The 18,436-nt window shown below is 70.9% G+C and carries 19 protein-coding genes and 1 tRNA gene; 10 read left to right on the plus strand and 10 right to left on the minus strand.

The window, feature by feature from the left end; genetic code table 11:
• The first annotated feature begins 135 nt into the window (after positions 1-135).
• A complete protein-coding gene (locus FGX59_RS04835) occupies positions 136-651 on the plus strand; it encodes a GNAT family N-acetyltransferase (protein WP_138465396.1) in 516 nt (171 codons plus the stop codon).
• A 4-nt stretch (positions 652-655) separates the two neighbouring features.
• Here the strand turns inward: FGX59_RS04835 and hemC are convergent, their stop codons facing one another.
• Entirely contained in the window at positions 656-1,615 is a 960-nt protein-coding gene (gene hemC, locus FGX59_RS04840) for a hydroxymethylbilane synthase (RefSeq protein WP_138465397.1), read from the minus strand.
• A gap of 107 nt (positions 1,616-1,722) precedes the next feature.
• Here hemC and hemE point away from each other — a divergent pair, with 107 nt between their 5' ends.
• The gene (gene hemE / locus FGX59_RS04845; RefSeq protein ID WP_138465398.1) at positions 1,723-2,763 is read left to right on the plus strand and encodes a uroporphyrinogen decarboxylase; all 1,041 of its coding nucleotides are present in this window, start codon (positions 1,723-1,725) and stop codon (positions 2,761-2,763) included.
• A 1,657-nt stretch (positions 2,764-4,420) separates the two neighbouring features.
• On the opposite strand, the gene FGX59_RS04850 is transcribed toward hemE, so the two are convergent.
• Both FGX59_RS04850 and FGX59_RS04855 read right to left on the minus strand, forming a co-directional pair.
• Positions 4,421-4,780, minus strand: coding sequence for a cell division protein ZapA (locus tag FGX59_RS04850; protein ID WP_138465399.1), 360 nt, complete (start codon positions 4,778-4,780; stop codon positions 4,421-4,423).
• Complete coding sequence (locus FGX59_RS04855) at positions 4,773-5,909, minus strand: hypothetical protein (RefSeq protein ID WP_138465400.1); 1,137 nt, start codon at positions 5,907-5,909, stop codon at positions 4,773-4,775. Before FGX59_RS04855 ends, FGX59_RS04850 begins: the two co-directional genes overlap by 8 nt.
• Positions 5,910-6,162: 253 nt before the next feature.
• On the opposite strand from FGX59_RS04855, the gene tkt reads away from it, so the two are divergent.
• On the plus strand, positions 6,163-8,181 hold the full coding sequence (gene tkt, locus FGX59_RS04860) for a transketolase (RefSeq protein ID WP_370295755.1): 2,019 nt from the start codon (positions 6,163-6,165) through the stop codon (positions 8,179-8,181).
• A 63-nt stretch (positions 8,182-8,244) separates the two neighbouring features.
• On the opposite strand, the gene FGX59_RS39575 is transcribed toward tkt, so the two are convergent.
• The 5 genes from FGX59_RS39575 to FGX59_RS04885 all read right to left on the minus strand — a co-directional run bounded on the left by FGX59_RS39575 (position 8,245) and on the right by FGX59_RS04885 (position 11,547).
• Complete coding sequence (locus FGX59_RS39575; RefSeq protein ID WP_370295757.1) at positions 8,245-8,676, minus strand: DUF6653 family protein; 432 nt, start codon at positions 8,674-8,676, stop codon at positions 8,245-8,247.
• Between the two features lie 235 nt (positions 8,677-8,911).
• Positions 8,912-9,325, minus strand: coding sequence for a gamma-glutamylcyclotransferase (locus FGX59_RS04870; protein ID WP_138465402.1), 414 nt, complete (start codon positions 9,323-9,325; stop codon positions 8,912-8,914).
• Positions 9,322-10,023, minus strand: coding sequence for a GNAT family N-acetyltransferase (locus FGX59_RS04875; protein ID WP_138465403.1), 702 nt, complete (start codon positions 10,021-10,023; stop codon positions 9,322-9,324). The genes FGX59_RS04870 and FGX59_RS04875 overlap by 4 nt, the downstream gene beginning before the upstream one ends.
• A gap of 84 nt (positions 10,024-10,107) precedes the next feature.
• Entirely contained in the window at positions 10,108-10,998 is an 891-nt protein-coding gene (gene hemF, locus FGX59_RS04880) for an oxygen-dependent coproporphyrinogen oxidase (RefSeq protein WP_138465404.1), read from the minus strand.
• A 69-nt stretch (positions 10,999-11,067) separates the two neighbouring features.
• Positions 11,068-11,547 carry an acyl-CoA thioesterase gene (locus FGX59_RS04885; RefSeq protein WP_138465405.1) on the minus strand — a complete coding sequence of 160 codons (480 nt, stop codon included), beginning with the start codon at positions 11,545-11,547 and terminating at the stop codon, positions 11,068-11,070.
• 178 nt (positions 11,548-11,725) lie between these two features.
• Here FGX59_RS04885 and FGX59_RS04890 point away from each other — a divergent pair.
• Positions 11,726-11,800: transfer RNA gene (locus FGX59_RS04890), tRNA-Glu, on the plus strand.
• Positions 11,801-11,941: 141 nt separating this feature from the next.
• The gene (locus tag FGX59_RS04895; protein ID WP_240722249.1) at positions 11,942-13,195 is read left to right on the plus strand and encodes an alpha-D-ribose 1-methylphosphonate 5-triphosphate diphosphatase; all 1,254 of its coding nucleotides are present in this window, start codon (positions 11,942-11,944) and stop codon (positions 13,193-13,195) included.
• Here the strand turns inward: FGX59_RS04895 and FGX59_RS04900 are convergent.
• The gene (locus FGX59_RS04900; protein WP_138465584.1) at positions 13,179-13,655 is read right to left on the minus strand and encodes a GNAT family N-acetyltransferase; all 477 of its coding nucleotides are present in this window, start codon (positions 13,653-13,655) and stop codon (positions 13,179-13,181) included. The two genes, FGX59_RS04895 and FGX59_RS04900, sit on opposite strands and share 17 nt — an antisense overlap.
• Before the next feature lie 86 nt (positions 13,656-13,741).
• Here FGX59_RS04900 and FGX59_RS04905 point away from each other — a divergent pair, with 86 nt between their 5' ends.
• The 3 genes from FGX59_RS04905 to FGX59_RS04915 are packed head-to-tail and all read left to right on the plus strand — an operon-like array spanning position 13,742 to position 16,104.
• A complete protein-coding gene (locus FGX59_RS04905; RefSeq protein ID WP_138465406.1) occupies positions 13,742-14,353 on the plus strand; it encodes a flavin reductase family protein in 612 nt (203 codons plus the stop codon).
• A 10-nt stretch (positions 14,354-14,363) separates the two neighbouring features.
• Positions 14,364-15,404, plus strand: coding sequence for a methyltransferase domain-containing protein (locus FGX59_RS04910; protein WP_138465407.1), 1,041 nt, complete (start codon positions 14,364-14,366; stop codon positions 15,402-15,404).
• 58 nt (positions 15,405-15,462) lie between these two features.
• A complete protein-coding gene (locus tag FGX59_RS04915) occupies positions 15,463-16,104 on the plus strand; it encodes a LysE family translocator (protein ID WP_138465408.1) in 642 nt (213 codons plus the stop codon).
• Positions 16,105-16,108: 4 nt separating this feature from the next.
• Here FGX59_RS04915 and FGX59_RS04920 read toward each other — a convergent pair whose 3' ends face one another.
• Entirely contained in the window at positions 16,109-16,726 is a 618-nt protein-coding gene (locus FGX59_RS04920; RefSeq protein ID WP_138465409.1) for a glutathione S-transferase family protein, read from the minus strand.
• Positions 16,727-16,892: 166 nt separating this feature from the next.
• Here FGX59_RS04920 and FGX59_RS04925 point away from each other — a divergent pair, with 166 nt between their 5' ends.
• Both FGX59_RS04925 and FGX59_RS04930 read left to right on the plus strand, forming a co-directional pair.
• Positions 16,893-17,771: an S-methyl-5'-thioadenosine phosphorylase gene (locus FGX59_RS04925; protein ID WP_138465410.1), complete on the plus strand. Its 879-nt coding sequence runs from the start codon at positions 16,893-16,895 to the stop codon at positions 17,769-17,771.
• A 24-nt stretch (positions 17,772-17,795) separates the two neighbouring features.
• Positions 17,796-18,326, plus strand: a complete 531-nt coding sequence (locus FGX59_RS04930) for an adenine phosphoribosyltransferase (RefSeq protein WP_138465411.1) — start codon at positions 17,796-17,798, stop codon at positions 18,324-18,326.
• Positions 18,327-18,436 lie beyond the last annotated feature (110 nt).

The raw sequence follows: 18,436 nt of genomic DNA on the forward strand, positions 1-18,436 counted from the left end.
GCAGGCGCTCCGCAACAGATTTGTGACGCAGCCCCTCGGGGCTTGCAAGGAATGCCGGCCGCGCGGCATCCGCCTCTGGCCTTCGGCAGCACTTGGTGCCTATTTCGGGCGTCAGGAGACGCAAGGAGCAGGGCCATGGAAATCCGGCAGGCAACGGAGGCGGATGCCGCGGCAATCGCGGCGATCTACAATGACGCGGTGGCCGCCACGACCGCGATCTGGAACGACATCGAGGTGGATGCGGCCAACCGCGCCGCCTGGATCGCCGAACGCCAGGGCGCGGGCTTTCCGGTGCTCGCCGCCTGCGAGGACGGCACGCTGCTGGGCTATGCCACTTTCGGCCCATTCCGCCCGCATGACGGCTACCGCCACACGGCCGAGCTGTCGATCTATGTCCGCAAGGATCTGCGCGGGCGCGGCACCGGCGGCAAGCTGCTCGACGCGCTGATCGCGGCGGCGCCGGGCTGCGGCATCCATGTGCTGGTCGCCGGGATCGAGGCCGGGAACGAAACCTCGATCGCGCTGCATCTGGGCCGCGGTTTTGCCGAAACCGGGCGCATGCCGCAGGTGGGCACCAAGTTCGGCCGCTGGCTCGACCTGGTGCTGCTGCAGCGGGTGCTGGACGGCGGCGCGCCGCCCGCGGCGGGCTGAGGGCTCAGCCCCGCCAGTCGAAGAAGCCGGGCCCCGCACGGCCGAGGAGCCCGGCCGCAAGGGCGCGGCCCAGCTCGGCGGCATCCTCCACCGGCGCGCTCGCGGCATCGCTCAGCGCCTCGGAGCCGTCGGGGCGCAGGATCTCGCCGCGCAGCCGCAGCGAGCCCCCCTCGAGCAGCGCCAGCCCGGCGATCGGCGTCTCGCAGGAGCCGTCGAGCGCGGCCAGGAAGGCCCGCTCCGCCGCCAGGCGCTGCGCCGTCGGAATGTCGTGGATCGCCTCGAGAAGCCCGGCCACGCGGCTGTCGGCGCTGCGCCGCTCGATGCCGATGGCGCCCTGGGCGACCGCGGGCAGCATGTCGCCGGGATCGATCGCGCCCTGCGCCAGCTCCGCCAGGCCCAGCCGGTTCAGCCCCGCCATCGCCAGGAAGGTCGCCTGGGCGACGCCCTCCTCCAGCTTGCGCATCCGCGTCTGGACATTGCCGCGGAACTCGACGAGCTGCAGGTCGGGCCGCCGGTTGGCCAGCTGCGCGCGGCGCCGCAGGCTCGAGGAGCCCACCACCGCCCCCTCGGGCAGCTCGGCGATCGAGCCCGCCACCGGCGAGACGAAGGCGTCGCGGACATCCTCGCGCGGCAGGTAGCAGTCAAGCACCAGCCCCGCGGGCTGCTCGGTCGGCATGTCCTTCATCGAATGCACCGCCAGGTCGATATCGCCGCGGGTCAGCGCCTCTTCGATTTCGCGGGTGAAGAGCCCCTTGTTGCCGATCTCCTTCAGCGGCCGGTCCGCCGCGATCATCGCGCGGTTGTCGCCGGTCGTGTGGATCACCACCACCTCGAAGGCCTCGCGCGGCAGCCCGTGCGCCGCGGCCAGCCGGTCGCAGGTCTCGTTGGCCTGCGCCAGCGCCAGCGGCGAGCCGCGCGTGCCAAGTTTCAGGGGATCGGCGGGGGTGGGCATGTGCTGGGTCATGGCGCCCGCTTTAGCGCCCCCTCCGGGCTTCTGCAATCGCCCCGGCGGGATGCATTGACTTTGCCCGCCCGCCCCGGCAGTCACGGCCTGACGAGCATGAGGATCCCATGGCAGAAACGAAGAAGCTCCTGCGCAGCCTGAACGGCGAAACCCTGGACGTTCCGCCGATCTGGATGATGCGGCAGGCCGGGCGCTACCTGCCCGAATACCGCGCCACCCGCGAGAAGGCCGGGGATTTCCTGACGCTGTGCTACACGCCCGAACTGGCCGCCGAGGTGACGCTGCAGCCGATCCGCCGCTTCGGCTTCGACGCCGCGATCCTCTTCGCCGACATCCTGCTGATCCCCGACGCGCTGGGGCTCGAGGTCGGCTTCGTCAAGGGCGAGGGCCCGAAGCTCTCCACCGTGACGACCGAGGCCGGGCTCGCCGCGCTCGGCGACGCCTCCGGCATCCACGCCACGCTCTCGCCGGTCTACGAGACGCTGCGCATCCTGAAGGCGGAGCTGCCCGCCGAGACCGCGCTGATCGGCTTCGCGGGCGCGCCCTGGACGGTGGCGACCTACATGATCGCCGGGCACGGCACCCCCGACCAGGGCCCGGCCCACAAGCTCAAGGCGGAGAACCGCGCGCTCTTCGAGGCGCTCCTCCAGCGCATCACCGACGCGACGATCGAGTATCTCTCGGCGCAGGTCGAGGCCGGGGCCGAGGTGATCAAGCTCTTCGACAGCTGGGCGGGCTCGCTGCAGGGCGCGGATTTCGCCGATTATTCTCTGGCGCCGATCCGCGCCATCACCCGCGCGCTGCACGAGCGCCATCCGGATGTGCCGGTCATCGGCTTCCCGCGCGGCACCTCGAAGGAGAACTACGTCAGCTTCGCCAAGACTGCGGGCGTGCAGGCGGTGGCGATCGACGAGCATCTCGACGCCGCCTGGGCCGCGGCCGAGCTGCAGCCCCTGACCTGCGTCCAGGGCAACCTGGCGCCCGGGCACATGGTGACCGGCGGCGAAGCGCTCGACGCCGAGGTGCGCCGCATCCGCGAGACCTTCTCGAAGGGGCCGCATATCTTCAATCTCGGCCATGGCATCACGCCGGACGCCGATCCCGAGAATGTCGCCCGCATGATCGCGGCGCTGCGCGCCTCCGCCTGACCAGTCCCGCTCCGGCCGCAGCGCCGGAGCCTCGCCCTCGCCGCCGCGCCGCCGCCTCCGCGTCCTCGCCCGGCGTGGCCGATCCGCGACCGGCCACGCCATCCGGTCCGCCACGGCGACGCGCCCGCACGCCCCTGCGCAACGTCCAGGCGCCCTGCTCCTCCGGACCTTCCGGTCGGGCGCAACAGGGATTTCCGACGATCCGGGACCGCCCCGTCCCCCGGCATCTGCAATGTCCCGGAAAATCGCCCCGCGCATGCCCCGTCCCCGCGTCTTCGCGGCCGCACCCCCGGCCCACCGCAACTCTCTCAACTCCGCGGCAGCGAAAACCGCCCGTCGCCGCCAGAGCCCCGTCCTTCTCCTCGGGAAGGGTCCGCGATCCGGTCCGGTCCCTCAATTGCGCCTGCCGGGAAGACAGCGCCCGCGATCAGAATGCCGGGCCCGCCGGAACCCTGATCGGGCATGGCAGGCCTTGGCGCCAGGACCGGAAGGACTATCTGCGCGCAGCCGACGGACGAAACCGGCCTGCGCGCGAGCGCAAGTTCCAGTGGGCGCTGGACGACAGGGAAATCCCGGTGCTCCGTGTTGCAGGGATGCCGCCAGCACTAGATGATCAAACTGGCTTCTCCAAAGTTGCAGCAGGCCTTCCCGTCGCAAAGGCGCGCCCTTAGCTAGCGAACGCCCCTCTGACCGCTGGAGCAGGCACCCCACGGCCGTGGTGACGGTGCTCTGCGATGAACGCGCGGAGCGCCAGAGCCGCGGCGAGACATTGCCGCCTGCATTCTGCGTGAAGAACTGTCCAAGCTGGGCGAGATGACGGGCGGCACATGCAAGGACATCCTGGCCTGCCTCGACCTCCCAGAGACCATCGCCCCCGGAGGCTCTCGACCAACCTTCCGGAACAGGCGCTCCGCGGGAAAGTGCGTTCTGCCGACGCGGGGCGATATTTCCGAACCATGCCGTTGCAATCCGCCTCATCCGCGCGCGGACGCTCGAGACCGAGCATAGCTGCCCCCGCAGTGCCCTTGTCATTCACAACCTCCTCCGCATGACGGGCTCCCGCGATCTCGGGCCGGCCGCCGCGGCCCCGTGACCGCATCCGGGCCTCTCCGAAGAACCGCCATCCCGCAGCTCGCCCCGGGACAGGATCGGGCCGCTCGCCCATGGCCGCGTGGCTGCAAATTCACCGGGCGGATCAATCGCTCGCTGCCGTCGACAGGCTGACAGCGGGATCATCACGGTCAGGCGAGAGCGCCACCGGCGCAAATCCAGCGCTCTGCACATGCCCTGAACATGGGAGTGCTCTCAACCCAATATGACCGAGGTCCCAGACATCGCGGAAAGGGCGGTCCCGAGGCACGGGAGCGCCCGCCGCGGTCTTCCGTCCAGCCATGCCTTCGACCGCGTGCCGATCCCGCAAGGCCGTGCATGACACCACCGGGACCGGGGGCGCTATCTGCAGGCAGATGCCGGAAATGCCCGGCCCCTTGCCCGCCGCATTCGGAAATCATTCGAGGGTCTGCGAAGACCGGGCACCCGCCGCCCCGGGGCACCTTGACGGGGCGCCGCCGGGACCGGCCCTTGATGGCGCTCCGGCCGGGCGAACAGGCATCGCTGGCCCCTCGCGCTCGGCACGGGACGCCGGAGCGCCCCCTCGTCAGGAGGCGCCTGCCAGGGATTCCGCTTCGGAGGCGAGGGCCTCGAGCCGGTCGGCCATCGGGCCGGAAAGCGCCGAGGGCTTGGCCGCGCGGGCGTGCAGCTCCTCGATCAGCGCCTCGTGGCTGGCGATCTTCGCCGACAACTCGGCGACCTGGTCCTCCAGCCCGGCGGTCTTGTCGGCCAGCATCAACCCGGCCATCAGCAGCATCCGCAGTTCCGGCATCCGGCCGATCTGCTGCATCAGCACCTGCGCCTCGGCATCGAGCAGCCGTGCCGCGGATTCCAGGAAGGGCTGCTCGCCCTCCTGGCAGGACACGTCGAAGCCGCGCCCGCCGATATTGATGGTGACTTCAGGCATGTCCGTCCTCCTTCAGCGCCGGGGAAAGCGCGGCGAGAATGCTGTCGAGTTCCGCGCGGTCGGCGGCGCGGGCCGCCTCCAGCGCCGCGAGATCGGCCTTCAGCGCCTCGTCGACCAGCGCCGCCTCGGACAGCCCCGCCTCGATCGCGCCGCGCAGGGCCGCATTGTTCGTCCTGAGCTGGGCATTGACCCGCTGCAATTCGGCCACCGCCGCCTCCGAGCGGGTCAGCACCGCCTGCAGCGCCTCGGCCTCCTGGCGCGAGGCCAGTGCCTGGCCGCGATCGGCACTGCGCATCGCCTCGAGCTGCTCCGACAGCGCCGCGGCCTCGGCCTGCGCGGCCGCGAGCCCCTCGGCGGCCAGCGCGGCCTCCGCACGGGCGGCCTCCAGCGCCGGGCGCAGCTCTTCGGCCTCGCCTGCGAGCGCGGCCATCGCCTCGGCCTCGCCGCGCTGCTGCTCCAGCGCCTCGGTGACGCGCTCCGCCTCGGCGCTCCACTGCTCGACCTCGCTGGCCAGCCGCTCGCTGTCCCTGCGCGCGCCGTCCAGTTCCCCGGAGAGCCGTTCGTTCTCGCCGCGCGCCGCGTCGAGCTCCTCTGCCGCCGCCGCCTGCCCTTCGGCCGCGGCCAGCGCCTCGGAAAGCCGCGCCACCTCTTCCTGGGCGGCCGCCAGATTGCCGCCGAGCTGCGAGGCCTCGGCCCGCGCCGCGGCCAGCTCCGCCGGATCGGCCGCCTCGTTGCGCGCCGTCTCCAGCGCGTCCTTCAGCGCGGCGATCTCCTCCTGCGCCTCGGCCAGCTCGCCGCCGATCTCGGCCGCCTCCGCCCGGGCCGCTTCCAGCTCGGAGGCATCCGCCCCGGAGCCGAGCGCCTCTTCGAGCTCCGCCACCCGCGCTTCGGCCGCCGCTGCGCGGGCCTCCGCCGCCTCGGCCGCCTCGGCAAGCTCCGCCGTCCCGGCTTGCGCCTCGTCCGCCTGGGCGAGGTCCTCCAGCGCGTCGCGCGCCTCTGCCGCAGCCGACTCGGCCGCCTCTGCCCGCGCGCGTTCCTGCGCCACCAGGTCCGCCGCCGCCGCCAGCCGCTGTCCGATGGCCCCCAGTGCCGCCTCGAAGCGCGCGGCTATCGTGTCCAAATCGCTCATATGCCCGTTGCCCGTTCTGTAGCGCTGCCGCCCGGTTCTCGTATTCTTGCACCCATGACTACAGACTTGACCGGAGGGAGCAAGGCCCGAGCACCCCGCCCTGAGCGGCAAACAGCCGTCAAGCCCCCGGTCGCAGCCTTGTTAGCGCTTGCACATTACTGATGTGTTGCTAAGAGGCGACCGACGCGCCCTTCCGGGCGCATGAGCAACCGCTTTGCCGGACCAGCCACACAGCCGGACGAGGAGACCTCACGTGACCATCATGCCCGCCCAAGAGACGCATCCCGAGCACTGGAAGAAGGCGGCCGCGATCCGCGCCCTGACCCTCGACGCCGTCGCAGGTGCGAATTCCGGCCATTCCGGCATGCCGATGGGGATGGCCGACGTGGCCACCGTCCTGTACGAGAAGCACCTGAAATTCGACGCCTCGGCGCCGGACTGGGCCGACCGCGACCGGTTCATCCTGTCGGCGGGCCACGGCTCGATGCTGCTCTACTCGCTGCTCTACCTCACCGGCGCGCCGGAAATGACGCTCGACGAGATCAAGAACTTCCGCCAGTGGGGCGCCAAGACCGCCGGGCATCCGGAATACGGCCACGCCCCGGGGATCGAGACCACGACCGGGCCGCTGGGCCAGGGCATCGCCAATGCGGTGGGCTTCGCGCTGGCCGAGGAAGTGCTGCGCGCGCGCTTCGGCCGCAAGCTCGTCGACCACTACACCTACTGCATCGCCGGCGACGGCTGCCTGATGGAGGGCGTCTCGCAGGAGGCGATCGCGCTGGCGGGCAAGCAGGAGCTGTCGAAGCTCATCGTGCTGTGGGACAACAACAACATCACCATCGACGGCACCGTGGATCTGGCGGACAAGACCGACCAGATGATGCGCTTCCGCGCCTCCGGCTGGACGGTCTTCGAATGCGACGGCCATGACCCCGAGGATATCGACCGCGCCATCACCGCGGCGAAGAAGACCCGCAAGCCCTCGATGATCGCCTGCAAGACGCATATCGCGCTCGGCTCGGCGGCACAGGACACGCCGAAGGGCCATGGCGCGCTGACCGATCCGAAGGTCGTCGCCGATGCCAAGGCCGCCTATGGCTGGGACTACGGCCCCTACGAGATCCCCGCGGACGTGAAATCCGCCTGGGAGGCGATCGGCAGCCGCGGCGCCGCCGAGCATGCCGAATGGACCGCCCGGCTCGAGGGCATGTCCCCGAACCGCCAGGCCGAATTCGCCCGCGTCATGTCCGGCCAGGCGCCGAAGCGCCTCTCCGCCACCGTGCGCGCGCTGAAGAAGCAGTATGCCGAGGAGATGCCGAAGCTAGCGACCCGCGCCGCCTCGCAGGCCGCGCTCGAGGCGATCAACCCGGTCGCGCCGGAAACCGTCGGCGGCTCGGCCGACCTGACCGGCTCGAACAACACCAAGGCGGGCGGGATCGAGGTCTTCGATCCGGAGAACCGCAAGGGCCGCTACATCCATTACGGCATCCGCGAGCACGGCATGGCCGCCGCGATGAACGGCCTGGCGCTGCATGGCGGGATCAAGCCCTATGGCGGCACCTTCATGTGCTTCGCCGACTATGCCCGTGGCGCGATGCGCCTCTCGGCGCTGATGGGCGTGCCGGTCACCTACGTGCTGAGCCATGACTCGATCGGGCTCGGCGAAGACGGCCCGACCCACCAGCCGGTGGAGCATCTGGCGATGATGCGCGCCACGCCGAACACGCTGGTGATCCGCCCGGCCGACGCGACCGAGACCGCCGAAGCCTGGGAAATCGCGCTGGAGCAGACCTCGACCCCGACCGTGCTGGCGCTGAGCCGCCAGGGCACCCCGGCGCTGCGCGACACCTACAGCGTCAAGAACCTGACGGCGCGCGGCGGCTACATCATGGCCGAGGCCACCGGCAAGCGGCAGGCGATCCTGATGGCCACCGGCACCGAGGTCGCCATCGCCATGAAGGCGCGCGAGATCCTCGAGGCCGAAGGCATCGGCACCCGCGTCGTCTCGATGCCCTGCTGGGAGCTCTTCGAGCAGCAGGACGAGGCCTGGCGCCGCAAGGTCCTGCCCGCGGGCCCGGTCCGCGTCGCGATCGAGGCAGGCGTCCGCTTCGGCTGGGACCGCTGGCTCTGCGACGAGCGCGGCCGCCGCGAGAAGGCCGCTTTCGTCGGGATGGAAGGCTTCGGCGCCTCCGCCCCGGCCGGCACGCTCTACGAGAAGTTCGGCATCACCGGCGAGGCTGCCGCGCAGAAGGTCCGCGACCTGCTGGGCTGATCCCCGGCGCGCTTTGACAGGCCTTGCACGGGCCCGGACGGCTGCCACCGTCCGGGCCCTTCTTCATTGCTCCCGGCGGTGCCCGGCCTCGATCCATCCCATGCGGTCGAGGGCCCGGAGCTTGGCCGCCATCGCCACGGCAAGCCCGGTGAAGGCCATGGCCGGGTCGGGGAACGCCATCCCGGCAAGCAGCAGCGCGGTTCCGGCCGGCCCCGCGCCTGCCAGCGCGCGCAGCACCGGGCGGTGATGCTCGAGCCGTCCGCCGGGCGCGGCGGCCAGCCAGATCCGCTCTCCCGCCACGCCGCGGGACATCCAGGCCCCGGTCGAGGCGGGCGGCGGAAAGAGCCGGGGTTCATCCAGGTCCAGGCGCGGACCGGCGCGAGCACGGCCAGCGCCCCGGGGGCCGATCCAGACCCCGCTCCAGGCGACGGGCACCAGCAGCGGCACGCGTCCAGCCGCTCCAGGGATTGGCTTGGCGCGCCCCGGCGGCGTCATCCATCGCCATCATCCGCCCGGCGAAGCGGACCTGCGATCTGCCCGGCATCCCGGGCCCTCCAAATGACGCCCGCGGGCGCGGCCTGCCCCGGTTCTGCCACGGAATCGCGCCGCAATGGCCCCGTTTCCTCCCCGATGCTGCCATCCGGCGGAGCGACGCTCAGCCTGCCGCGAACAGGCAAGTCCCGGGTCCTGCCATCTCACCAGCCCCCCACGCAAGGCAGGGTCCGGGACATCAGCGCGGCAGATCCAGGAAATCGCCCGACGGGATGCGCCAGTCCTCGCGGACCGGCCCGTGATAGCTGTAGACCCAGGCCTCGACCCGGCCCGCGGGTCCGGCCACGGGACGCGCCATGCGGCGGAAATCGCCGCGGCGGGGCTGGTCTGGGCGGAAGCGCTCATAGGCGTCGAGAAGCGCCAGCAGCCCGCTGCGCGGCGGCAGCGCGATCAGGTCGCCATGGACCTCCTCGTCCGGCCCGTCCCCGGCGACGAGCCCCGGATACCAGTGGATGCGGTAGAGCCGCCCGGGACAGCGCGCCGGACCGATCAGCCGCCCCTCGCGCATCAGCCGCCGGGCGACCGGCAGCCGCGCCGCTGCGGGACGCAGCGTGCCGTAGACGAAGACCGGAAGATCGCGCTCCCGCCTCATCCGCGGCAGTCGGCGAGGCCGCGGATCTGGCGCCCCTCAGCGTCGAAATTCGCCGGGTCGAGCCAGGCGTCGAAGCCCGCTTTCAGCACCGGCCAGTCGCGGTCGGTGGCGGCGAACCAGGCCGTGTCGCGGTTGCGGCCCTTGTAGACCGTGGCCTGGCGGAAGATGCCCTCGTAGCGGAATCCCAGCCGCTCCGCCGCGCGCCGCGACGGCGCGTTCAGTGCGTCGCATTTCCATTCGTAGCGGCGGTAGCCCAGCGTGTCGAAGACATGGGACATCATCAGCGCCATCGTCTCGGTTGCATGAACTGTGCCCTGCAATGCCTTGGAAAACATGATGAAGCCAACCTCGATACAGCCAACCTCGGGGGCGATCCGCAGATAGGAGGCAAAGCCCAGCGGCCTGCCCGTGGCGCGATCGATGATCGCCGAGAAGAGCGGATCGCGGCTGTCCACGGCGGTCTCCATCCAGGCCTCCAGCGCGGCCCGGGTCGCGAAAGGCCCCTGCGGCATGTAGGTCCAGAGCGCCGCGTTCTCCGCCCCGCCGGTCTGGGCGAAAAGCGGTCCCGCATGGGCCATGGAGAGCGGCTCCAGCCGGACATGGCGGCCCTCCAGCACCACCGGTCCGGGCCGCGGCCGCGGCAGCTCCAGGGTCACATCCTCGCCGACCGGCTGGCCGTACTCGTTCACGCGCGTCATCTCGGGCACTCCTTCGTCACCCGGCCAGACTGCCCGCCTTGCGCCGGAAAGCCAGCGCCAGATGCCGCCGCCGATAGCGCCAGGCTAGATCCATTTCGCCATCGGCGGCAGGCTCATCAGCACGGCATTGGCGTCATGGCCGGTCTCCAGCCCGAACTTGGTGCCGCGGTCATAGACGAGGTTGTACTCGGCATAGAGGCCGCGATGGACCAGCTGCGCGTCCTTCTCGCTCTCGCCCCAGGCCATGAAGCGGCGCGCCTCGGTCACCGGCAGGAAGGCCGGCAGGAAGGCCTCGCCCACCGAGCGGGTGAAGGCGAAATCCGCCGCCCAGTCGCCGGTATTGAGGTCGTCGTAGAAGATGCCGCCGACGCCGCGGGCGCGGTTGCGGTGCGGGATGAAGAAGTACTCGTCCGCCCAGGCCTTGAAGCGCGTGTAGTAGTCCGGGTCATGCGCGTCGCAGGCCCCGGCCAGCACCTTGTGGAAATGCTGGGTGTCCTCGCCGTATTCCAGGCAGGGGTTGAGATCGGCGCCGCCGCCGAACCACCAGGCCTTCGGCGTCCAGAACATCCGCGTGTTCATGTGCACGGCGGGCGCGTGCGGGTTCTGCATATGCGCCACCAGCGAGATGCCCGAGGCCCAGAAGCGCGGATCGTCCGACAGGTCCAGATCCTTGCGCGCCGCCATGGATTTCTGTGCCCGCTCGCCCAGCTGGCCATGGACGGTGGAGACATTGACCCCGACCTTCTCGAAGACCCGCCCGCCGCGCATCACCGACATCAGCCCGCCGCCCGCATCCGAGCCGTCCGGCGAGGCGCGCCGGGTCTCCGTCACCTCGAAGCGTCCGGGCTCGCGATCGGCGAAATGGCCCGAGCTCTGGCTGTCCTCGAGCCCTTCGAACGCGGCAACGATGCGGTCCCGGAGCGTGCGGAACCAGGCGGAGGCGGCGGCCTTCTCGGCGGAGAATTCTTCGGTCATCTCGGGACTCCTCGTCTGTCCGGATGCCTTAGACCAGCGCGCGCGCTCCGGCAAACGGCTTCGGCCGCCTCAGATCTTGCCCTCGGCCGCCTTCTTCATCTCGGCGTCGAATTCCCGGCGCAGCTTGCGGCGCACCTCGGCGGCGCGGTGGCGGGCCTGCTCGGTCTCGGTCAGCACGGCCAGTTCCGGGACCGGGGCGGACTTGCCCTCCTCGTCGACGGCGACCATGGTGAAATAGCACGAATTGGTGTGGCGCGACACGCCCGAGCGGATGTCCTGGGCCTCGACGCGGATGCCGATCTCCATCGAGGTGCGGCCGACATGGTTGACGCTGGCCTTGAAGGTGACCAGCTCGCCGACATTGATCGGCTGCTTGAAGGTCACCTGGTCGACCGACAGCGTGACGGCGTAGCGCTTGGAGAAGCGCGAGGCGCAGGAGAAGGCGACGCGGTCGAGCAGGTTGAGGAGCGCGCCCCCATGCACCTTGCCGCTGAAATTGGCCATGTCGGGCGTCATGAGGACGGTCATTTCAAGCTTGCGGGGATCCATCTGGCTCACTCGATAAGGTGGAATTGTCCGGGCCAATCTAGGCAGTTCGGCCGCGGGGGCAAGCGGCTCCGGCGCAAGGCCGCTGCCCGCCCGGCGGCGCGGGAAAAATCTTCGGCGGCCGCACGATTACCGCTTGCAACCTCCGCGGGGGTTTTCTAGAAGGCGCCCTACCAAGCGCGGTCCGTTCGTCTATCGGTTAGGACGCCAGGTTTTCAACCTGGAAAGAGGGGTTCGATTCCCCTACGGACTGCCACTTCTTCCCGCCACTCCGAATTGCACCTTCCGGACCCGTCTGGGGAAATGCCGCTTTGCGTCGGCGCGCCGCGGCAGGCACGGGCAGACGCGGGCCGATGTTACCGGTATCATGGGCGCGTTTCCAGTGGAGGAGTCCCCCGTGAAAGACCTCAGCGCCCCCGGCATGACGACCGCGATCCGCGGCGCAAGCGTGATCCTCGAGGACGGCCTGGCCGAGACCGATGTCACCCTGGCCGGCGACCGGATCGCCGCGATCGGCGACAGCGCGCCCGCGGACCGCGAGATCGACGGCCGCGGGCTGGTGCTTGCCCCGGCGATGGTCGATGTCCATGGCGACGCTTTCGAGCGCCAGGTGATGCCGCGCCCGGGCGTCTACTTCCCGCAGGCCCAGGCGCTGATGGAGACCGACCGCCAGCTTGCCGCCAACGGCATCGCCACCGCCTATCACGCGCTGACGCTGAGCTGGGAGCCGGGGCTGCGCGCGACCGCCCGCGGGGAGGAGATGATCGCCGCGCTGGAGGGTCTGGCGCCGCGGCTCTCGGTGGAGAACCGGCTGCAGCTGCGCTGGGAGACCTTCGCCTTCGAGGCGGTGCCGGTGATCGAGCGGGCGCTGACCGGCCCGCTCCTGCCCGCGATCGCCTTCAACGACCATGTCTCGATGCAGATGCGCGACTTCGACATGCCGCTGCAGACCCGCCCCTTCGAGCACGGGCCCGACTACCGCGCCGCGCATTTCGACGATCCGCGCCTGACCGCGCGCATCGCCGGAAGCGCCCGGCGCGCCGGGATCGAGGCCGGCGAGTACCTCTACCGCCTGCGCCAGGTCTGGGACCGCCGCGAGGAGGTCGTCGCGATGATCCGCCGGATCGCCGCCGCGGGCCGCTCGGTGCGGGCGCCGATGCTCAGCCATGACGACAGCCAGCTGGCCGGGCGCCGCTTCTTCCGCCAGCTCGGCAGCCGCATCTCGGAATTCCCGATGACCCCCGCCCTGGCGGAGGCGGCGCATCGCGAGGGCGACGCGGTCATCCTCGGTGCGCCGAACGCGATGCGCGGGCGGAGCCATCTGGGCTCGGTCTCGGCCGGGGACATGGTGGAGGCCGGGCTCTGCGACGCGCTGGCCTCGGATTACAGCTATCCGGCGATGCTGGCGGCAGTGGCGCGGCTCGATGCCGAGAAGCGCGCGGACCGCGCGGCGCTCTGGGCGCTGGTCTCCTCGGGGCCGGCGGCGGCGATGGGTCTGGAAGATCGCGGCCGGATCGCGCCGGGGCTGCGTGCCGATCTGGTGCTGGTCGACTGGCCCGCGGGCGGCGATCCGGCGATCCGGTGCACCATCGCGGGCGGGCGCACCGCCTACCTGTCGGAGCCCCGCGGCCAGGTCAGAGGCAGCGCGTGACCTCGCCCGCGACGCCCAGCCAGGCGCCCTCCTGCAGCGCCAGGCCCAGCACGCGGTCGGGGTTGGTGGGGGGCGGCATCTCGACGCCGTCGAGTTTCGAGAAGCCGAAGCGGCGGTAATAGGGCTCGTCGCCGACCAGCATCACCCGGTGCCAGCCGAGCGCGCGCGCCTTTTCAAGGCTCTCGACCATCAGGAGCGCGCCCAGCCCCTCGCCCTGGCGCGTCGGGTGGACCGCCACCGGGCCCAGAAGCAGCGCCCGCGTTCCGCCGACCAGCACCGGCCAGTAGCGGATCGCCCCGGCCAGGATGTCGCTTTCGTCGCGGGCCACGAGACACAGCTCGGCCACGCGCGGCACGCCCTCGCGCAGCCGGTAGGAGGACAGCGCCTCGCGCCCCGGCGCGAAGCAGGTGTCATAGAGCCATTCGACCTCGTCAAAGTCCCGTGAAGTCTCGGGCTCCATCTGAAACACCGCGCAGCACCTCTTTCCTGCCTTGGGCCCGCGCCCTATCAAAGTCGCGAAGGCGACGGAAGACCCGGAGTAGCATAGTGTTCTACCAACCGAAAGACGGCCACGGACTGCCGCACAACCCGTTCAACGCGCTGGTTTCGCCGCGTCCGATCGGCTGGATCTCGACCCGCGGGGCGGATGGCGTCGCCAATCTCGCCCCCTATTCCTTCTTCAACGCGGTGGCCTATGTCCCGCCGCAGGTGATGTTCGCCTCGACCACGGCCAAGCCCGACCAGGACAACACCAAGGACAGCGTCGCCAATATCCGCGCGACCGGCACCTTCTGCGTCAACCTGGTCAGTTACGCGCTGCGCGACGCGATGAACGCCACCTCCGCATCGCTGCCGAAGGAGGTCAGCGAATTCGCCCATGCCGGGCTGGAGGAGACGCCCTGCATGCTGATCGACTGCCCCCGCGTCGCCGAGGCGCCGGCGAGCCTGGAATGCCGCGCGACGCAGATCGTGCCGCTGGAGGGCGCGTCCAATGTCGCGGTCTTCGGCGAGGTGCTGGGCATCCATATCCGCGACGAGTACCTGGTCGACGGCATGTTCGACGTGACCCGCGCCGAGATGCTGTCGCGGCTGGGCTACCGCGACTATGCCGCCATCCGCGAGGTCTTCACCCTCGCCCGCCCCGACGACGCCCGCTGAGGAGGATCCGATGAAGCACGAGACCGTCCAGGACTATTACGGCCAGACCCTGACGAGCAGCGCCGACCTGCAGACCGATGCCTGCTGCACCCCCGCCGAGATGCCCGAGCGGGTCAAGCGCGCGCTGGCCAATGTCCATGACGAGGTGATGGCGCGCTATTACGGCTGCGGGCTGGTGATGCCGCATCTGCTGGAAGGCGCGCGGATCCTCGACCTGGGCTGCGGGTCGGGCCGCGACGTCTATGCGCTGGCGCAGATGGCGGGGCCCGGTGGCTCGGTCGTCGGCGTCGACATGACGCAAGAACAGCTCGCCGTGGCGCGGGCGCATCAGGACTGGCACGCAGAACGCTTCGGCTTCGCCAATACCGCGTTCCACGAGGGCTATATCGAGGCACTGGACAAGCTGCCGCTGGAGCCGGGCAGCTTCGACGTCATCGTCTCGAACTGCGTGGTCAACCTGGCGACCGACAAGGCGGCGGTGCTGGCGGGGGCGCACAGGCTCCTGAAGCCCGGCGGCGAGATGTACTTCTCCGACGTCTATTCCGAGCGGCGCATCCCGCAGGCGCTGGCCGAGGACCCGGTGCTCTACGGCGAATGCCTCTCGGGGGCGCTCTACTGGAACGACTTCCTGACGCTGGCGGGCCGCGCGGGCTTCGGCGATCCGCGCATGGTGGAGAGCCGCGCGCTGGCGATCGGCAACCCGGCACTGGCAGAGAAGCTCGGACCGCACCGCTTCCTCTCGGCGACCTACCGGCTCTTCAAGCTCGATCTGGAGCCCGCCTGCGAGGATTACGGCCAGGCGGTGATCTACAAGGGCACCATCCCCGACGCGCCCCATGCCTTCGCCCTCGACGACCATCACGAGATGCAGGCGGGCAAGGTCTTCCCGGTCTGCGGCAACACATGGAAGATGCTGGCCGAGACGCGCTTCGCCCCGCATTTCGACTTCATCGGCGATTTCTCGACGCATTACGGCATCTTCGAGGGCTGCGGCGGCATGAGCCCGTTCAACGCGCTCGACGGCGCCCCGGCCGCGGCGGCCTGCTGCTGAGGCTTGCGCCCGCGCGCCTGGCGGCGCAGGGTTCCGCCACATCGAGGAGGAGCCCGCCATGGAGGCCATCGCCCCCTATCTGACCTATGCCGCCGCCCTGGGCATCGCCGCGGCCATCCCCGGCCCCGGCATCGCCGCGCTGGTCGGCCAGTCGCTGGGCGGCAGCCTGCGCGGCGCACTGCTGTTCCTGGCGGGGCTCGCGATCGGCGACATCGTCTTCCTGACCGTCGCGGTGGCCGGGCTTGCCGCGCTGGCGCAGACCTTCGCCGCCGCCTTCGCGGTGCTGAAGGTCGCCGGCGCGCTCTACCTGCTCTATCTCGGCTGGGTGTTCTGGACCGCGCGCGGCGGCATCGGCGCGCCCGACGCGCGGCCGCGCCGCAGCGGGCTGCGCAGCGTGATGGCCGGGCTGGCGGTGACGCTGGGCAATCCCAAGACGGTGGTCTTCTACCTGGCGATCCTGCCCGGGGTGATGGATCTCGACGCGGTCGGGCCCGGCATGTGGGCGACGCTGGCGCTGCTGACGGTCGTCGTGCTCTTCGCGGTGCTCACGCCCTATGCGCTGCTCTCGTCGCGGGCGCGGCGGATGATGGCGAGCCCGCGCGCGCTGCGGCGGCTGAACCGCGCGGCGGGCGGGATCATCGGCGCGGCCGGCGCGGCGCTGATCGGCCAGGCCGCCAGCGCCGCGCTCCGCCGCGCCTGAGCGCTTAGGTCAGGGGCGTCATCACCGCCTTGCGATAGGCCGGGCGCTCCGTCAGGCGGCGGTACCAGTCCTCGAGCGCAGGCTGCGCCGGACGCTCGATCGGCAGGTTGAACCAGGCATAGGCAATGCAGCCCAGCGGGATGTCGCCCGGGCCGAATTCCGCCCCCGAAAGCCAGGGCTCGCGTGCCAGCGCGGCATCGGCCATGCCCATCAGCTCGGCGCAGCGCTGCCGCCCGGTCTCGACCGCCGCCATGTCGCGCGCCTCGGGCGCCGTGCGCACCAGGTTCCAGAACACGTCCCGGAAGGGCGCGCCGAAAGACAGCGACGTCCAGTCCATCCACTTGTCGCCCTTGGCCCAGAGCTTCGGATCGGCGGGCGCGAAGGGCTCGGTGCCGTAGGCGCGCGCCAGGTAGCGGACGATGGCATTCGATTCCCAGAGCACCAGGTCGCCATCCTCGAGGCAGGGCACCAGCCCGTTCGGGTTCAGCGCCCGGTAGTCCGGCGAGGCGACGACGCCGAAGGCGCCCCCGGCCGGGACATGCTCGTAATCCAGCCCCAGCTCTTCTGCGCACCAAAGCGCCTTGCGCACATTGGTCGAATTCTCGCGGCCCCAGATCTTCATGACTGGCCCTTTCCTTGATGGTCCGCCCCCGGCTTAGCGCCCTTCGCGCGCGGCGCAAACCCCCGGCCTGCGTCAGTTTACGCGGCCCGCCTGCGGTCGCGGGACTTGAGCGGCGCGCAGGGCTCTGCCACCCATGGCGGGGCAAGGACCAAGCGAGGGCAAGCATATGGCGGAAACCATGATCGGCGTGATCGGCGGCAGCGGCCTCTACGAGATCGACGGGATCGAGGACGCGGCCTGGACCGAGGTCGCCTCGCCCTGGGGCGCGCCCTCGGACGCGATCCTGACCGGGCGGCTCGGCGGCGTGAAGATGGCCTTCCTGCCCCGCCATGGCCGCGGCCATGTGCATTCGCCCTCGACCGTGCCATACCGTGCCAATATCGACGCGCTGAAGCGGCTGGGCGTCACCGACGTGATCAGCGTCTCGGCCTGCGGCTCCTTCCGCGAGGAGATGGCGCCGGGCGATTTCGTCATCGTCGACCAGTTCATCGACCGCACCTTCGAGCGCGCGAAGTCCTTCTTCGGCGCGGGCTGCGTCGCGCATGTTTCGGTCGCGCATCCGACCTGTCCGCGCCTCGGCGCGGCCTGCTTCGCGGCCGCCACCGCAGAGGGCATCACCGTCCACGAGGGCGGCACCTACCTGGCGATGGAGGGCCCGCAATTCAGCTCGGTCGCGGAGTCGAAGATGTACCGCGGGGCCTGGGGCTGCGACGTGATCGGCATGACCAACATGCCCGAGGCCAAGCTCGCCCGCGAGGCCGAGCTCTGCTACGCCTCGGTCGCCATGATCACCGATTACGACAGCTGGCACGAGGATCACGGCGCGGTCGACATCACCGACATCATCCGCACGCTGACCGGCAATGCCGCCAAGGCCAAGGGGCTGGTCGCCCGCCTTCCCGCGCTCCTCGGGGCAGAGCGCACGCCCTGCCCGCATGGCTGCGACCGGGCGCTCGACTACGCGATCCTGACCGCCCCGGAGAAGCGCGACGCGGCGCTGCTCGCCAAGCTCGATGCGGTGGCCGGCCGCGTCCTCGCCCCCTGATCCCGGCGCCGAAGGAGCCCCGCCATGGACGATCTGAAGGCCTATATCCGCACCATCCCGGACTTCCCGCATGAGGGGATCCTGTTCCGCGACGTGACCACGCTCTTCGCCCATCCCGCCGGGTTCCGCATGGCGGTCGACCGGCTGCTGGCGCCCTATGCCGGGGCGCGGATCGACGTGGTGGTGGGGCTCGAGGCGCGCGGCTTCATCCTCGGCGGGGCGGTGGCGCACCAGCTCTCCTGCGGCTTCGTGCCGGTGCGCAAGCAGGGCAAGCTGCCCGCGGCGACCTATCTGCAGGACTACGCGCTGGAATACGGCACGGCGACGGTGGAGATCCACACGGACGCGATCCAGCCGGGGCAGACCGTGCTGATCGTCGACGACCTGCTGGCCACCGGCGGCACGGCCGAGGCCGGGATCAAGCTGGTCGAGCGGCTGGGCGGGCAGATCGCCGGCTGCGCCTTCGTCGTCGACCTCCCCGATCTGGGCGGGCGCAAGCGGCTCGAGGCGCTCGGCATGGAGGTCCACGCGCTGGTGGCCTTCGACGGGCTCTGACGCCCCCTCCCGGCGCCGCCGCGTCCACAGCACCGGCGCTCGGTCAAGGCGATTGCCGCCAAGTATTTGCCCCGCCGCGGACTCCTCCTCCCGAGGCGCGACCGTGGCGC

Source organism: Poseidonocella sp. HB161398 (assembly GCF_005870025.1).
GTDB lineage: Bacteria > Pseudomonadota > Alphaproteobacteria > Rhodobacterales > Rhodobacteraceae > Mangrovicoccus.

Bases quoted from the DNA above. Each gene is read 5' to 3' on its own strand.
- FGX59_RS04870 (WP_138465402.1), bottom strand. From the start codon at position 9,325: ATGAGGCGGGAGCGCGATCTTCCGGTCTTCGTCTACGGCACGCTGCGT.
- FGX59_RS04850 (WP_138465399.1), bottom strand. From the start codon at position 4,780: ATGCCTGAAGTCACCATCAATATCGGCGGGCGCGGCTTCGACGTGTCC.
- FGX59_RS04885 (WP_138465405.1), bottom strand. From the start codon at position 11,547: ATGGATCCCCGCAAGCTTGAAATGACCGTCCTCATGACGCCCGACATG.
- FGX59_RS04915 (WP_138465408.1), top strand. From the start codon at position 15,463: ATGGAGGCCATCGCCCCCTATCTGACCTATGCCGCCGCCCTGGGCATC.
- FGX59_RS04920 (WP_138465409.1), bottom strand. From the start codon at position 16,726: ATGAAGATCTGGGGCCGCGAGAATTCGACCAATGTGCGCAAGGCGCTT.
- hemC (WP_138465397.1), bottom strand. From the start codon at position 1,615: ATGACCCAGCACATGCCCACCCCCGCCGATCCCCTGAAACTTGGCACG.
- FGX59_RS04875 (WP_138465403.1), bottom strand. From the start codon at position 10,023: ATGACGCGCGTGAACGAGTACGGCCAGCCGGTCGGCGAGGATGTGACC.
- FGX59_RS04835 (WP_138465396.1), top strand. From the start codon at position 136: ATGGAAATCCGGCAGGCAACGGAGGCGGATGCCGCGGCAATCGCGGCG.
- hemF (WP_138465404.1), bottom strand. From the start codon at position 10,998: ATGACCGAAGAATTCTCCGCCGAGAAGGCCGCCGCCTCCGCCTGGTTC.
- FGX59_RS04900 (WP_138465584.1), bottom strand. From the start codon at position 13,655: ATGGAGCCCGAGACTTCACGGGACTTTGACGAGGTCGAATGGCTCTAT.
- FGX59_RS04925 (WP_138465410.1), top strand. From the start codon at position 16,893: ATGGCGGAAACCATGATCGGCGTGATCGGCGGCAGCGGCCTCTACGAG.
- hemE (WP_138465398.1), top strand. From the start codon at position 1,723: ATGGCAGAAACGAAGAAGCTCCTGCGCAGCCTGAACGGCGAAACCCTG.
- FGX59_RS39575 (WP_370295757.1), bottom strand. From the start codon at position 8,676: ATGACGCCGCCGGGGCGCGCCAAGCCAATCCCTGGAGCGGCTGGACGC.
- FGX59_RS04930 (WP_138465411.1), top strand. From the start codon at position 17,796: ATGGACGATCTGAAGGCCTATATCCGCACCATCCCGGACTTCCCGCAT.
- FGX59_RS04910 (WP_138465407.1), top strand. From the start codon at position 14,364: ATGAAGCACGAGACCGTCCAGGACTATTACGGCCAGACCCTGACGAGC.
- FGX59_RS04855 (WP_138465400.1), bottom strand. From the start codon at position 5,909: ATGAGCGATTTGGACACGATAGCCGCGCGCTTCGAGGCGGCACTGGGG.